This is a genomic window from uncultured Comamonas sp. (assembly GCF_964277875.1).
In the GTDB taxonomy this organism is placed as follows: Bacteria; Pseudomonadota; Gammaproteobacteria; order Burkholderiales; family Burkholderiaceae_C; genus Comamonas; species Comamonas sediminis.
The window spans coordinates 1-14,830 of record NZ_CAXYJV010000029.1; the positions used below are offsets into that span (position 1 = coordinate 1).

At 65.4% G+C, this 14,830-nt stretch carries 12 protein-coding genes; 9 read left to right on the top strand and 3 right to left on the bottom strand.

All coding sequences use genetic code 11. The annotated features are described in order from the left end of the window. The first annotated feature begins 391 nt into the window (after window positions 1-391). Complete coding sequence (locus ACHWUQ_RS10840; protein WP_312835640.1) at window positions 392-2,308, top strand: ATP-binding cassette domain-containing protein; 1,917 nt, start codon at window positions 392-394, stop codon at window positions 2,306-2,308. Window positions 2,309-2,336: 28 nt separating this feature from the next. Here the strand turns inward: ACHWUQ_RS10840 and ACHWUQ_RS10845 are convergent, their stop codons facing one another. Next, the gene (locus ACHWUQ_RS10845) at window positions 2,337-3,803 is read right to left on the bottom strand and encodes a PLP-dependent aminotransferase family protein (protein WP_394681125.1); all 1,467 of its coding nucleotides are present in this window, start codon (window positions 3,801-3,803) and stop codon (window positions 2,337-2,339) included. Window positions 3,804-4,039: 236 nt separating this feature from the next. Between ACHWUQ_RS10845 and ACHWUQ_RS10850 the strand changes: the two genes are divergently transcribed. The 7 genes from ACHWUQ_RS10850 (at window position 4,040) to ACHWUQ_RS10880 (ending at window position 10,431) form a co-directional block, all read left to right on the top strand. Then, window positions 4,040-4,636, top strand: a complete 597-nt coding sequence (locus ACHWUQ_RS10850; protein ID WP_312460940.1) for a LysE family translocator — start codon at window positions 4,040-4,042, stop codon at window positions 4,634-4,636. Between the two features lie 261 nt (window positions 4,637-4,897). Then, window positions 4,898-6,085, top strand: a complete 1,188-nt coding sequence (locus ACHWUQ_RS10855; RefSeq protein WP_312460937.1) for a PLP-dependent aminotransferase family protein — start codon at window positions 4,898-4,900, stop codon at window positions 6,083-6,085. A gap of 88 nt (window positions 6,086-6,173) precedes the next feature. Continuing rightward, a complete protein-coding gene (locus ACHWUQ_RS10860) occupies window positions 6,174-6,815 on the top strand; it encodes a glutathione S-transferase (protein WP_394681126.1) in 642 nt (213 codons plus the stop codon). 72 nt (window positions 6,816-6,887) lie between these two features. Then, window positions 6,888-7,781, top strand: coding sequence for a PhzF family phenazine biosynthesis protein (locus ACHWUQ_RS10865; RefSeq protein WP_394681127.1), 894 nt, complete (start codon window positions 6,888-6,890; stop codon window positions 7,779-7,781). Window positions 7,782-7,804: 23 nt separating this feature from the next. Then, a complete protein-coding gene (locus ACHWUQ_RS10870) occupies window positions 7,805-8,743 on the top strand; it encodes a PhzF family phenazine biosynthesis protein (protein WP_394681128.1) in 939 nt (312 codons plus the stop codon). Then, a complete protein-coding gene (locus ACHWUQ_RS10875) occupies window positions 8,740-9,432 on the top strand; it encodes a VOC family protein (RefSeq protein ID WP_394681129.1) in 693 nt (230 codons plus the stop codon). The genes ACHWUQ_RS10870 and ACHWUQ_RS10875 overlap by 4 nt, the downstream gene beginning before the upstream one ends. A gap of 30 nt (window positions 9,433-9,462) precedes the next feature. Beyond that, a complete protein-coding gene (locus ACHWUQ_RS10880) occupies window positions 9,463-10,431 on the top strand; it encodes a threonine dehydratase (RefSeq protein ID WP_312417161.1) in 969 nt (322 codons plus the stop codon). An 18-nt stretch (window positions 10,432-10,449) separates the two neighbouring features. Here ACHWUQ_RS10880 and ACHWUQ_RS10885 read toward each other — a convergent pair whose 3' ends face one another. Further along, entirely contained in the window at window positions 10,450-11,295 is an 846-nt protein-coding gene (locus ACHWUQ_RS10885) for a creatininase family protein (RefSeq protein ID WP_394681130.1), read from the bottom strand. A 59-nt stretch (window positions 11,296-11,354) separates the two neighbouring features. Then, on the bottom strand, window positions 11,355-13,337 hold the full coding sequence (locus ACHWUQ_RS10890) for a sigma-54-dependent Fis family transcriptional regulator (protein WP_394681131.1): 1,983 nt from the start codon (window positions 13,335-13,337) through the stop codon (window positions 11,355-11,357). Between the two features lie 297 nt (window positions 13,338-13,634). Between ACHWUQ_RS10890 and ACHWUQ_RS10895 the strand changes: the two genes are divergently transcribed. Beyond that, the coding region (locus ACHWUQ_RS10895) for an aldehyde dehydrogenase family protein (protein ID WP_394681132.1) at window positions 13,635-14,830 on the top strand (1,196 nt) is incomplete at its 3' end.

Below are 14,830 nucleotides of genomic sequence, written 5' to 3' on the forward strand. Positions count from 1 at the left end.
AATTTTTAAAGACCTGACCCAAGAGCTTCAACCCTCAGACCCCCTTCGCCGTGATCAGCGAAGCCTTGTATTGTAGCACAGCTTTTTGAACTGTTTGACAAAGTTTTCAGCGTCTCCGCCATCCCCTTGTCAGCACCTCAAAAAAACAAACCTTGCGAACCGCCCTCTTTCGAGTCTGGCAGCTTTGCAAGGCATCGTGCTGTCGATAGACGCTATTGTATAGGCGTTTTCCCGGGGCGTCACGCAGTTGGCGAAAATTTCTGATTGAACCGCATCCGCATGACCTACAGATGACGACGCAGGGACATGGCAGCAGCAGATGCAGCGCCTGCCGGCGCCGATCCCCCTGCAACCGGGCCGCTGTTGGCGCGCACCCGATAATGGCGCCAACATGGCATTGATTACCTTATTAGACGCGCAACTCGCCTTTGGCCACGTTGCCTTACTGGACCACGCAGACTTCGCCCTGGAGTCCCAGGAGCGGGTTGGCCTCATTGGCCGCAATGGCGCAGGCAAGTCCTCGCTGCTGAAGATTCTCGCCGGCATGGAGAAGGCCGATGACGGCCAACTGCAATTGCAGAACGGCTTGCGCATCGCCTATGTGGCCCAGGAACCCAACCTGAACCTGGAACACACGATCTTTGAAGCAGCCTCTGACGGCCTGGCGGAAGTGACCGCCATCCGTGACCGCTACTTTGCCGCCGAAGACGGCGAGGACCTGGATGCCCTGCAATCCCAGATCGAGGCCTTTGATGCCTGGAACTGGGAGCAGCGCGTGGAAGAAACCCTGCAACGCCTGCACCTGGACCCACAAGCGGTCGTCGGCAATCTGTCCGGCGGTGTGAAAAAGCGCGTGGCGCTGGCCCAGGCGCTGGTATTGCGCCCCGATGTGCTGTTTCTCGATGAGCCGACCAACCACCTGGATCTGGACTCCATCGCTTGGCTGGAAGACCTGCTCAAGGAGTTCAAGGGCAGCATCATCACTATTACCCACGATCGCTCCTTTCTGGATGCGGTCGCGACCCGCATTGTCGAGCTCGACCGTGGCCAGCTGCGCAGCTACCCCGGCAACTTTGCGCAGTACGTGGTGCAAAAGCAGGAGCAGCTGGCACAAGAGTCGGTGATCAATGCCAAGGCCGATAAATTGCTGGCCCAGGAAGAGATTTGGATCCGCAAGGGCGTCGAAGCCCGCCGCACGCGCAGCCAGAGCCGGATCGAGCGGCTCAAGGTAATGCGCAGCGAACATGCGGCACGCCGCACCGCCCAGGGCAGCGTGAAGATGGACATTGCCTCGGGCGTGGGCAGTGCCTACCAAGGCAAGATCGTGGCGGAGCTGACCGACGTCAGCAAGCGTTTTGGCGACCGGACCATTGTGCGCAACTTCAGCACCACGGTGCTGCGCGGTGACAAGATCGGTCTGCTCGGCCCCAACGGCGCTGGCAAGACCACCTTGCTGAAGATGATTCTGGGCGAGTTGGCTGCAGACAGCGGCACAATCCGCCAAGGCGCTAACCTGCAGGTGGCGTATTTTGACCAGATGCGCGATGCGATCAATCTGGATGCGACCCTGGAGGACTTCATCAGCCCGGGCAGCGAATGGATCGAGATCGGCAACCAGCGCAAGCATGTGAAAAGCTACCTGAGCGATTTCCTGTTCTCGCCGGCACGCGCGCACTCGCCAGTGCGCTCCCTGTCGGGTGGCGAGCGCAACCGCTTGCTGCTGGCCCGCTTGTTTGCCCGCCCGGCCAATGTGCTGGTGCTGGACGAGCCGACCAATGACCTGGACATCGACACCCTGGACCTGCTGGAAGACTTGCTGCAGCAGTACGACGGCACCGTCTTCCTGGTCAGCCATGACCGGACCTTTTTGGACAACGTGGTCACCAGCATCATCGCCGCCGAAGGCGATGGCCATTGGCGCGAGTACGAAGGCTCGGTACAGGACTGGCTGATCCAGTCGCGCCGCTCGCGTGAGATTGCCGAGCAGCGCGACGCTGCCCAGGCCAGCAAGCAAGCCAAGGAGACCAAGGCCGCCGCAGCGGCCCCCGCGCCAGCGCCCGCTGCGGCAGTTGCGCCCAGCGCACAGCCCAAGCGCAAGCTCAGCTACAAGGACCAGCGCGATCTGGATACCTTGCCGGCCCGTATCGCCGAGCTGGAGGCCGAGCAGAAGGACATCCAGGCCAAGCTGGCCGATGGCAGCCTCTACACCAAGGACTACGGCCAGGCGATGCAGTTGCAGCAGCGCGATGCCGCCATTGAAGAGCAGCTGCTCGAAGCCTTGATGCGCTGGGAAGAGCTGGCCAGCTGATCCGGCGCCGCGCTCAGCCCTCAGCGGCTCAGCGCGGCATGGGTTCGGCCTGCGGGAACTCCGCACGCACCTGCTGGTAGACCCGCCAGAAGCTCGGGTCCTGCGTGCAGGCATAGTTGATGCGCATCAAGGTGGATGGCTGGCGGCTGGCATGGAAGAGGCTGCCCGGCGCAATCAGGTAGTTTTCATCGAGCATGCGCTGGGCCAGTACCTCGGTATCCATGCCGGTATCCACCCAGCCGAACATGCCTGCGGGCTCGGTGACAAAGCGGCAGCCGGACTCCAGCGCCAGCGGTACGCTGTGCTTGCGCGCCTGCACCAGGCGGCTGCGCATGCGCTCGATATGGCGCCGCAGCTGGCCGTTTTCGATGCACAGCGCCATCGCGCGCTCCATCAGCGCCGGGCTGGTCAAGGTGGACAGCAGCTTGGTGTCCAGCATGCGGTCCACCAGATCCGGTGGCGCCACCATATAGCCGACGCGCCAGTTGGGCGCCAGGATCTTGGCAAAGCCACTCACATAGATGCTGCGCTGGAGGCCATCGAGCACGCTGAGCCGGGTGGCATGCTCGGGTGCGATATGGCTGTAGGTGTCGTCCTCAACAATATAGAAATTGAAGGCCTGCGCCAGCTGCAGCACCTGGTGGGCCGCTGCCGGGTGCAGGCTGTAGCTGGTGGGGTTGTGCAGCACGCTGACGCTGACATACAGCTTGGGCGCATGGGTCTCGCAGTAATGGCGCATGACGGCCAGATCCGGGCCATCGGGCCCGCGCGGCACCGGCAGCACCTGCATGCCCAGTGCTGCCAGCCGGGCAAACTCTACCGACCAACCCGGCTCCTCCACCATCACCGCATCGCCCGCCTTCAGCAAGGTGCGGCTGACAATGTCCAGGCCCTGGGTGGCGCCCATCGTGGTCATCACCTGCTCCATCCCCACCGGCAAGCCCAGCTCCTTGAGGCGATCGGCCAGCAGCGCGCGCAGCAGCTCATCGCCCATGGGCGCGCCGTAGCTCCAGTGCATGGCATGCAGCGCGTCCGAACCCACGACCTTGCGCAGCGCCGATTGCAGAAACTGGTTCTGCAGCCATTCGGGCGGGAACATGCCAGCCCCCGGCTGCGGATGCGTGGCCTTGTGCATCATGCCGCGAATGAGCGAGGTTGCATTGATACGGGCCGATGCGGCCGGTAGCGACAGCGACACCGCATCCTTCAAGGTCCTGTCCTTGACCACCGGCGGCACCGCAGGTGCAGTGACCACGGCCTTGGCCACATAGTCGCGCACGTAGAAGCCGCGCTGGCGGCGCGCCTCCACCAAGCCCTGGGCCTGCAGCAAGTCGTAAGCGGCAACTACCGTATAGGGACTCACGCTTTGCTGGGCGGCACAGGCCCGCACCGATGGCAGGCGTGCACCGGCTGGTAACAGGCGCGATCGGATGCGTTCTGCAAAGCGCGCCGCCAGTTGCTCGGTCAGGGTATGGGTGGTGTCGCGGGTCAGCATGGCAATAGAGGGGAGATGTACCGGTTTTGGCACCAATACAGTTCATGGTATTGATTTTCTGTCTGTACTGTAACTGTATTGCTATCAAAGCTACATTATTTGAGGCAAGCCTGCCCCCAAGGTCCCGGCTGTCTCCGCTGCAACTGGCCTGCGCCTCCGCCCCGACAAAAGCTGGCAGCGCCGGTGCATGATGGGCCTCCCCGAAGGCAGTGGACACGATCACCATGACAACGACAATGACCGCCGTAGAGTTCAGCGCATTTCTGGTTCTGGCCACGGCCATGAGCTTTACCCCCGGGCCCAACACGACGATGGCTGCAGCCATGGGCGCCAACTGGGGGCTCAAGCCGGCGATGCGCTTTGTCTGGGGCGTGCCGATCGGATGGGGTGCGTTGCTGCTGCTGTGCGCCAGCGGCGTGGGTGCGTTGGTGATGGCAGCGCCCGCCCTCAAAGGCGCCATCAAGGCGGTCGGCATTGTGTACTTGGTCTGGCTGGCCTACAAACTCAGCCGCAGCGGCCAACTGGCCGAGACCCAAAACGGCCATCTGCTCGGTTTTTGGCAGGCCGTGGGCCTGCAGTTTGTCAACGTCAAGGCCTGGCTGTTGGCGCTGGCCATTGTCGCGGGCTGGATTGTCGGCTTTCAGGATGCGTTGGCGCGTCTGGCGATTGTGCTGCCGGTGATGCTGTTTTACGCCTTTGCCAGCAACTTTCTGTATGCCTCGGTCGGCGCGCTGCTACGCAGCTGGCTGGCCCAGGGCCAGCGTCTGCTCTGGTTCAACCGGGCGATGGCGCTGATCCTGGTGCTGACGGCGGTATGGATGGTCAAGGCCTGAGCCTGCAGGTAATAAAGTCTGTGCCGCTGCCCACTAGCCCTCTACTAATTGGACAATCAAAGTCCCACCGGCAGGCCTGTGCGCTGGCCTGCCCCTGCATAGAACCATGCAGGCCAAAAGCCTGCCGGCAGTGTCCGCCCGCCGTGCCCAACCCCAGACGCCCGGCCACTGCCACCATTCCAACCTGCGGTGGCTCTGCGCTGCATCCACCCCGGCCAGGGCGCTGTCGCCCCGGCTGCCTGTCAAAGAGATGAGGAAATGATGACGAACTGGACCTTGGCCAAACGCGCCGCCAGCATGAACCCCTCGGTGATCCGCGAGATCCTGAAAGTGACCGAGAAGCCTGGCATCATCAGCCTGGCCGGTGGCTTGCCCTCCCCCAAGACCTTCCCGATCGCTGCCTTCAAGGAAGCAGCCGACAAGGTACTGCTGCAGGACGGTGCGTCTGCACTGCAATACGCCGCCAGCGAAGGCTATGCGCCATTGCGCGAGTTTGTGGCCAAGCAACTGCCCTGGGACGTCAGCCCCGACCAGGTGCTGATCACCACCGGCTCCCAGCAGGGCCTGGATTTGATGGGCAAGATCCTGCTCGACGAGGGCAGCCGCCTTCTGGTGGAGACGCCGACCTATCTGGGCGCCCTGCAGGCCTTCTCGCCCCAGCAGCCCCGGGTGGTGGGCGTGGACAGCGATGACCATGGCGTGATCCCCGACGACCTGGCGCGCAAGGCGGGCGAGGGCGCGGACAAGGCACGCATGGTCTACCTGCTGCCCAACTTCCAGAACCCCACCGGCCGCAGCATGGACGAGGCCCGCCGCCAGGCTGTCGTGGACCGCCTGGCCACCTTGGGTATTCCGTTTCTCGAAGACAACCCTTACGGCGACCTCTGGTACGACCAGGCGCCGCCCGCCCCACTGACGGCCCGCAACCCGGAAGGCGGCGTGTACCTGGGCTCCTTCTCCAAAGTGCTGGCACCGGGCCTGCGCCTGGGCTATGTGGTGGCCCCCAAGGCGGTCTATGGCAAGCTGCTGCAGGCCAAGCAGGCGGCCGATCTGCACACGCCCACCTTCAACCAGCGCATGGTGGCCGAGGTGGTGCAAAGCGGTTTTCTGGACCAGCATGTGCCCACCATCCGCGCGCTCTACAAAAAGCAGCGCGATGCAATGCTGGCCGCACTGCGCACGCATTTCGCCGACCTGGATGTGCAGTGGACCACGCCCACGGGCGGCATGTTCCTCTGGGTGCGCATGCCTGAAGGCATTGACACCGTTGCCATGCTGCCAGCCGCCGTCGAGCGCAATGTGGCCTATGTGCCCGGCAGCGCCTTCTATGCCAGCCAGCCTGACAACCGCACGATGCGCCTGTCCTATGTGACGGCCTCGGAAGAGCAGATCCATATCGCCATCAAGGCACTGGCCGATACGGTGCGGGCCACGTTGGCCGCCCGATAAGCCAGCAGGCCATATCGCCAGAGAGCAGGCCCGCAAGGCAGGCTCTCTGGCCACCACACCACCACGCAGCACACACCAAGGAAGACACATGCTGAAAATCTGGGGCCGCATCAGCTCGATCAATGTGCGCAAGGCCGTCTGGGCCGCGCAGGAAGTGGGCGTTGCGTTTGAGCGCATAGACACCGGCGGCAAGTTCGGCGGCACGCAGACGCCCGAGTACCTGGCCCGCAACCCCAATGCGATGGTGCCGGTGATCGAAGACGGCGAAGGCGCCATGCAGCTGACCCTGTTCGAATCCAACGTGATCGTGCGCTACCTCTGCGCCCGCTACTCACCCGGTGTGCTCTACCCGCCAGCGCTGGCCCAGCGCTTTGATGCCGAGCGCTGGATGGATTGGCAGCAAACGACGATGAACCCCGCCGGGCGCGATGCCTTTATCCAGCTTATCCGCACCGCACCCGAGCAGCGCGATGCCCAAAAGATCGCCGCGTCCATCGCCGCGATGGAGCCCTTGCTGCAACTGCTGGACCGCCATCTGGCCAGCCGCCCTTATCTGCAAGGCGCGCAGTTCGGCATGGCCGACATCCCCGTCGCCTGCGAGGTGCACCGCTGGTGGAACCTGCCCGCCGCCGCCTACCAGCGGCCCCACTACCCGCATGTGGAACGCTGGTTTGCCGCGATGCTGGCCCGCCCGGCCAGCCGGGGCGTGCTGGACATCACGATCGAGTAAGCGCCGCCCAACCCGCGCCCCGCAGCGCGCCACCACGGCGCGCCCTGCTTTTTTTCCCTCCACCCCCCTACCATGCAGCCACGCCGCTTTGCCCAGCTCGATGTATTTGCCCACCATGCGCTGCAAGGCAATGCGCTTGCCGTGGTGCTCGATGGCGAAGGCATTGGCGACGCGGCCATGCTGGACTTTGCCCGCTGGACCAACCTGTCCGAAACCACCTTTGTGCTGCCGCCCACGCCCGAGGGGGCCGCAGGTGGCGCTGACTACCGGCTGCGCATCTTCACCCCGGCAGGCGAGCTGGCCTTTGCCGGCCACCCTACCTTGGGCAGTTGCCAGGCCTGGCTCAACGCGGGCGGTACGCCGCGCCAGGCGCAGGTGGTGGTGCAGGAATGTGCCAAGGGCCTGGTCAGCATCCAACGCTCGTCCTCTGCGAGCGGCATGGACCACGCAGGCCTGGCCTTTGCCGCGCCACCGCTGCAGCGCAGCGAGGTGCCTGCCGGTCTGCAGGCACAGGTGCTGGCCGCATTGGCCTTGCAGGCCGATGACCTGGTCGCCGCGCAGTGGCTGGACAACGGATCGCGCTGGATGGGTTTGCTGATGCGCAGCACCGATATGCTGCCACGCGCCCAGCCCAACGCGGCGGCGCTGCGGACACTGGGCGTCAAAGCCGGCCTCTGCGCCATCCACACACCCAGCAGCGGGGCGATGGCGGCAGAGCCGGTGCTGGAAGTGCGCGGCATCACCTTGACCGCCCATGGCATCGCCGAAGACCCGGCCACCGGCAGCCTCAATGCCAGCCTGGCCCAGTGGCTCGGCGCTGCCGGCCATATCGCCTTGCCGTACCGCGTGCAACAAGGGGCCGCCATCGGCCGCGCAGGCCGCATGCGCCTGGTGGCCGATGCGCAAGGCCAGATCTGGGTACAGGGCCAGGTGCACAGCGTGCTGACAGGCCAGGTCATTCTTTGAATATTGAAGGAAAGGAAGTTCCCATGCGTACACGCGCCTTTATGCAGGTCGATGTGTTTTCCGAAACCGCCTACCGTGGCAACCCGCTGGCCGTGGTGCTGGACAGCGAAGGCCTGGGCGATGAGGCCATGCAGGCCTTTGCCCGCTGGACCAACCTGTCCGAAACCACCTTTTTGCTGCCACCCACACCCGAGGGCCGTGCCCAGGGTGCGGACTACCGGGTGCGCATCTTCACCCCCGGCGGCGAGCTGCCTTTTGCCGGCCACCCCACCTTGGGCAGCTGCCATGCCTGGCTGGCAGCCGGTGGCCAGCCGCAGCACGCCGGCCGCGTGGTGCAGGAATGTGCCAAGGGCCTGGTGCCCTTGCAGCAGGACGCGCGCAGCGGCCGTCTAACCTTTGCCGCCCCGTCGCTCAGCCGCAGCGAGATTGCAGATGCAGAACTGGCCCCGGTGCTGCAGGCTACCGGTCTACACGCAGGCCAGGTGCTGGCCCGCCAAAAGCTCAACAACGGACCCGAGTTCTGGGCCCTGCTGCTGGACGACCCTGACACCATCCTCGCGATGCAGCCCGATCTGACGGCGCTGCATGGCCTAGGCATGGAATTGGCGGTGGCGGCGCTGTACCCGCAAGCGGGCAAGACGCTGATCGGCCGCGCCAGCCGCGAGGCGCGTGCCTTTGATGGCGCCTCGGGCCAGGCCAGCCGCCCGCCTGAGGTCGATATCGAGGTGCGGGTCTGGTTCAACACCGGCGCCAGCCTCAGCGAAGACCCGATCACCGGCAGCCTCAACGCCAGCCTGGCGCAGTGGCTGCTGGCCGATGGCCATCTGCAGGCCCCCTATGTTGCCAGCCAGGGCATCAACCTGGACCGCAGCGGCATCGTCAACATCGCGCAAGATGCGGCCGGCCAGGTCTGGGTCGGCGGCCATGTGTCCGCCGGCATCCGGGGCGAGGTGCTGCTGTGAGCCATGCCGCCCTGGACCACCTCGTCGTCATGGCGGCCAGCCTGGATGAAGGCCTGGCCTGGTGCGAGGCGACCCTGGGCGTGACGCCTGACGCAGGCGGCCAGCATGCCTTCATGGGCACCCACAACCGCCTGCTGCGCATCAGCAGCCCGGCTTTTGCGGGCAGCTACCTGGAGATCATCGCGGTCGACCCGCAAGGCCAGGCGCCCAGCAGCCACCGCCGCTGGTTTGACATTGACGACAGCGCGCTGCAGGCGCAGGTGCGCAGCCAGGGGCCGCAGCTGACCCACTGGGTCGCACGCGTCAACGGCATCGCACAGGCCACCGAGGCCTTGCGCGCGCTGGGCCATGCCGCCGGTACACCCCAGGCCGCCAGCCGGCAAACGCCCCGGGGCCTGCTGGCCTGGCAGATTGGGCTGCGGCCCGACGGCCAGCGCCTGCTGCAAGGTCTGCTGCCCACGTTGATTGAATGGGGGGAGCAGCACCCGGAAGCCAGCATGGCGGACAAGGGCGTTGCGCTGCAGCAGTTGCAGCTGCTGCATCCCGATGCCGATGCTCTGAAAACGGCGCTACAAGCGCTGGGCCTGGTTGGCAACCCGGCCTTGCAAGTGGCCCAGGCCAGCACGCCGGCGCTGGTCGCCGATTTGCACACGCCCAAGGGGCCGGTGCAGCTGCGCAGCCCTCTCTGATCCGCTCTTCAACGCACCCTTTTTTGACCTATGCAAGCCATCTCCCTTCCCAGCCTCGCCGAGATTGAGGCCGCCTCCCGCATCGTCTACCGTGAGTTCCAGGCCACGCCGCAGTACCGTTGGCAGCTGCTGGGCGAACGCCTGGGGGCCGAGTGCTGGCTCAAGCATGAGAACCACACGCCGGTCGGCGCATTCAAGATCCGGGGCGGCCTGGCCTATTTTGCGCAGATGGCCGCGCGCGGCAACCTGCCCGCCCAGGTGATCAGCGCCACGCGCGGCAACCACGGCCAGAGCATCGCCTGGGCCGCGCGCAGCCATGGCGTGCGCTGCACCATCGTCGTGCCCCATGGCAACTCGGTCGAGAAGAACATGGCGATGCGTTCGCTGGGTGCGGAGCTGATCGAGCACGGCGACGACTTCCAGTCCGCCCGCGAGCATGCGATTGCATTGGCCGAGCAGAACGGCGCCCATATGGTGCCCAGCTACCACCCGGACCTGGTCAGCGGCGTCAGCACCTACTGGTGGGAGTTTTTGCGCGCCGTGCCGCATTTGCAGACCGTCTATGTGCCGATTGGCCTGGGCTCGGGCGCCTGTGCGGCCGTGGCCGCCAAGCTGGCCTTGCAGCACCCGGTGCGCATTGTCGGGGTGATCAGCACGGGTGCCACCACCTACCGCGATTCCATCGCCGCCGGTGAGGTGGTCGAGGCGGTGGTCAGCACCGAGATTGCCGACGGCATGGCCGTGCGCCGCGCCGACCCGATGGCCCTGCCCGTGCTGCGCCAGCACCTGGACCACCTGGTGGCCGTCAGCGACGACGAAGTGCGCGAAGCCATGCGCTGCCTGTTCACCGATACCCACAATGTCGCCGAAGGCGCAGGTGCCGCTGCGCTGGCCGCCGCGCTGCAGGAGCGCGAGCTGATCGCCGGCCAGACCATGGGCCTGGCGCTGACCGGCGGCAATGTGGATGCGGCCGTGTTCAGCCAGGTACTGGGCGGCTGATTCTGCGCGTGCAAGACTTCAGCGGGGAGCTACTGTCCACTCCAGCTGGTGGATCTCCTGCAGCAGCAAGGCCAGTTGCCGGGCCGCTGCCTCGACCACCGCGCGGCCCTTGTCTGCCGTGGCGCCAGCGGCATTGCCGACGGCGCCGCAGGGGTTGTAGTCTTCCATCGCCCAGCCCATCTTGGCGCTCTTGCCGTTGCCCACAATCGCAAAGCGCCGCGCCCGGTCCTGCGACGTGGAATGGAAACAGCCCGCCTGCGCCATGTCCACCTGCGCAGGTGCGAGGTGCAGCATCATCGAGGTTTCCACCTCGCCGCCATGGATGCCAAAGCGGTGCTCCTCGGCGCTGAACAAACCCGTCACTTCGGCCGGCAACGGCAGCCCGCCCCAGCTGCTGCTGTAGACCAGCATGCCATGGGCCATGCGCAGTTCGCGCGCGACGATATCCATCACCGCCACCTGCCCGCCATGGGTGTTGAACATCAGCAGCTTGCGGATGCCCGCCCGCGCCACTGCTTGGCCCAGCGCCGTCCAGAGATCGATGATGAGCTTGGGCGGCAGGCTCAGGGTGCCGGGAAAGTTCAGGTGCTCGGTGCTCAGACCAATGTTCTGCGCCGGCAGCACCAGCACCGGCACATCGGCCGGCAGCAGGGGCAGCGCCGCCGCCACAATGCCTTGCAGCAAGGTGGCATCGACGGAGACCGGCAAATGCGGGCCATGCTGCTCCACCGCGCCCACCGGCAGCACTGCCACCGTGCTGGCTGCGAGGCCGCTGGTCTGCGCCTGGGCAAATTCGCGCGTGCTGATATCGGCCCAGAATCGGGAAGACCAGGGGGCGACAGCGGCGTTTTCAGAGGCGGGCATGGGTATTCCAACAAACGGCCGGCACACCATGTTCCGGCGAAGCGCTATCTTAGGCCATGCTAAGCCGCCTTGAGCCGGCGGTACAGGGTCTGCCGGCTGATGCCCAGCAGCTTGGCTGCCTGCGACACATTGCCCCGGCACTGCTGCAGCATCTGGGCAATGGCAGCATGGGAGAGGGTTTTCAGATCGGTGGCCGGCAGGCTGGGCGGCTGCGCTTGCGCTGCCAAAGCGGCGACCGCCATCGGCGCGCCTTCGCGGTAGCGCAGCAGCTCCTGCGCCAGATCGTCCGAGAGCTGGGACCAGCCAATCGTGTCCTCACCGGGCAGCAGCAGCGCCGACGCGGTCTGCAGCGCGTTAGCATATTCGCGCAGGTTGCCGGGCCAGGGGTAGTGCGCCATCGCAAAGGCCAGATCGGGGTGCAGCCTGACCGGCTGGCCGGGGTTGAACTGGTCCAGCAAGCGGCGGGTGATGGCCTCGCGGTCGCTGCGCTCGCGCAGCGCGGGCAACTGCAAGGCCAGGCCATGGATGCGGTAGAACAGATCGGCCCGAAAGCGCCCTTGCGCCACGGCCTCGCGCAGCTGGTGGTGGGTGGCGCAGACCAAAGCAAAGTCCAGCTGCTGGGCCTTGCCGCCCCCCAGCGGCGTGATGCTGCGCTCCTGCAGCACGCGCAGCAAGCGGGTTTGCAGTGCCAGCGGCATATCGCCAATCTCATCGAGAAACAAGGTGCCGCCCTGGGCCTCGCGCAAACGGCCCAGTTGGCCATCGCGCCGGGCGCCGGTAAAAGCTCCTGACTCGTAGCCAAACAGTTCGGCCTCGATCAAATGCTCTGGAATCGCCGCACAGTTGATGGCCACAAAAGGCCCGGCATGGCGGGCGCTGCTGTCATGCAAGGCGCGGGCAAACAGCTCCTTGCCGACGCCCGATTCGCCCTGCACCAGCAAGGCAATGCCCTTGCCCAAGGTGCGCCGGCCACGCTCTGCGGCAGCGCGCCAGGTCGGGTCGCCGGTGTCGAGCTGGGCCAGCGCATCGGGCGCAGGCCGCAGAGGCGCCGCCGCCAGCGGCACACGGACAGCGCGATCGCTGCTCAGCACAGCTGGCGTAGCGGCTGCCGCTGTGGCTTGCAGGGGCAGCACCAGGCGCGCAAACACGCTGCGGCCGGTGTGCAGGGCCGCCAGGTGCAGGCGTTCGGTGTGGCTGTGGCCCCGGGCCAGCCAGTCGCGCAACGGCATGGCGCTGATGTCATCCCAGTGCAGATGGCCCCAGTCGGCGGCGGCGATCTTGAGGCTTTGCATGGCCGCGCGGTTGCCGCCCAACAGCAAGCCATCCGGCGCCAGCGCCAGAATGCCTTCGGCGGCGGTGCCCACCCCTTCGGCCTGGGTGTGGAAATGCATGCGCCAGTCGCGCTGGTGGCGCGCCAGCAGCCAGCGGTTTTCGATCATGCGGGCCGCAGTGGTGGCCAGCCCCAGGGTATGGGCCTGGGCCAGCCGCTGGTCGCCGGAGATATCGAGCACGCCCAGCAGTTGGCCCTGGGCGCTGAAGATGGGCGAGGCCGCGCAGTTCAAAAAGCTGTTGGCTTCCAGAAAGTGCTCGGCGCCTTCGACGCGCAGCGGTGTAGCCTCCACCAGTGCCGTGCCGATCGCATTGGTGCCGCGCGCCTCTTCGGTCCAGATCGCGCCACTGCGCAGCGCCACCCGCTCGGCCTTGTTCAGAAACGGCGCATCGCCCAAGGTGTGCAGCAAGGTGCTCTGGGCATTGGCCAGGATGACCATGCTGTGGCTGTCCTGGATCTGCTCGAACACATAGTCCATCACCGGCCGGGCAATGGCGAGCAGATCTTCGCTGCGGGTGAGCACCTGGCGCATTTCGGTCCCCGTCAGCGGATCGCCGCCAGAGACACGGCCCACCGGTTGCACCCCTGCGCGCAGACTGCGCTCCCAGGAGCTGGCAATGCGCGCCTGCACGGCCCCGGGCGGGCATTCACCATGTGCCAACAAATGCACCCGTGCCTGACGCAGCACCTGGGAGGTGATCTGGGGATCCATGTCGTCTCCTTGCAAGCCTGTCTGCGCAGGCCCATGGGGACAGTATAGGAAAGCAGCCGCTCGGAGAAGCCGCGAATAGCCATGACGCTGTCCGACTGTTCCAGATTGGAACACCTGCACTGTCCGGCGCTGTACCAGCGGCTGCCATTGCGCGCTATCAGACTGATAAAAATCAAGCACTTGCCGCGCTTTTCACGCTGGCATGCATCTTGATATGTCCATGGTGACTCGTGCCTTCAGCGGTTTTGCCAGCGGCGCGAATCAGCTTGAGACATCCAATTTCCAAGGAGACAAACCATGCAATACGTATTTCCCGGCCAATCGGGCGCCAAGATCAGCTACAAAAAGCAGTACAACAACTTCATCGGCGGCCAGTGGAAGGCGCCCGTCAAGGGCCAGTACTTTGATGTGGTCTCGCCGATCAATGGCCAGGTCTACACGCAGGCGGCACGCTCGACGGCTGAAGACGTGGAGCTGGCACTGGATGCCGCCCATGCGGCGGCAGACGCCTGGGGCAAGAAATCAGCCGCCGAGCGCTCCAATGTGCTGCTGCAGATTGCCGACCGCATCGACGCCAACACCGAACTGCTGGCCTATGCCGAAACCGTGGACAACGGCAAGGCGATTCGCGAGACGCTCAATGCCGATATTCCGCTGGCGGCCGACCACTTCCGCTACTTTGCTGGCGCACTGCGCGCGCAGGAAGGCGGCATCAGCGAGATCGACAACACCACCGTGGCCTACCACTACCATGAGCCACTGGGCGTCGTCGGCCAGATCATTCCCTGGAACTTCCCCATCCTGATGGCCGCCTGGAAGCTGGCCCCCGCCCTTGCCGCAGGCAACTGCGTGGTGCTCAAGCCGGCCGAATCCACGCCCATCGGCTTGCTGATTCTCATTGAGCTCATCGAGGACCTGCTGCCTACCGGCGTGCTCAATGTGGTCAACGGCTACGGCCGGGAGGCGGGCATGCCGCTGGCCAACAGCAAGCGCATTGCCAAGATCGCCTTTACCGGCTCGACCAGCACGGGCCGCGTCATCGCCCAGGCCGCCGCCAACAACCTGATTCCCGCTACCCTGGAGCTGGGCGGCAAGTCGCCCAATGTGTTCTTCGCCGATGTGATGGACCATGACGACGCCTTCCTGGACAAGGCGATCGAAGGGCTGGTGCTGTTTGCCTTCAACCAGGGCGAGGTCTGCACCTGCCCCAGCCGCGCACTGATCCATGAATCCATCTATGACCGCTTCATGGAAAAGGTGCTCAAGCGCATTGCCGCCATCAAACACGGCAACCCACTGGACACCGACAGCATGATGGGTGCGCAGGCCAGCAAGGAGCAGCTGATCAAGATCAGCAGCTACCTGGACCTGGGCCGCCAGGAAGGCGCCGAGGTGCTGATCGGCGGCGCCGAAGCCAAGCTGGGCGGCGATCTGGAAGGCGGCTACTATGTGCAGCCCACCGTGTTCAAGGGCCACAACAAGATGCGCATCTT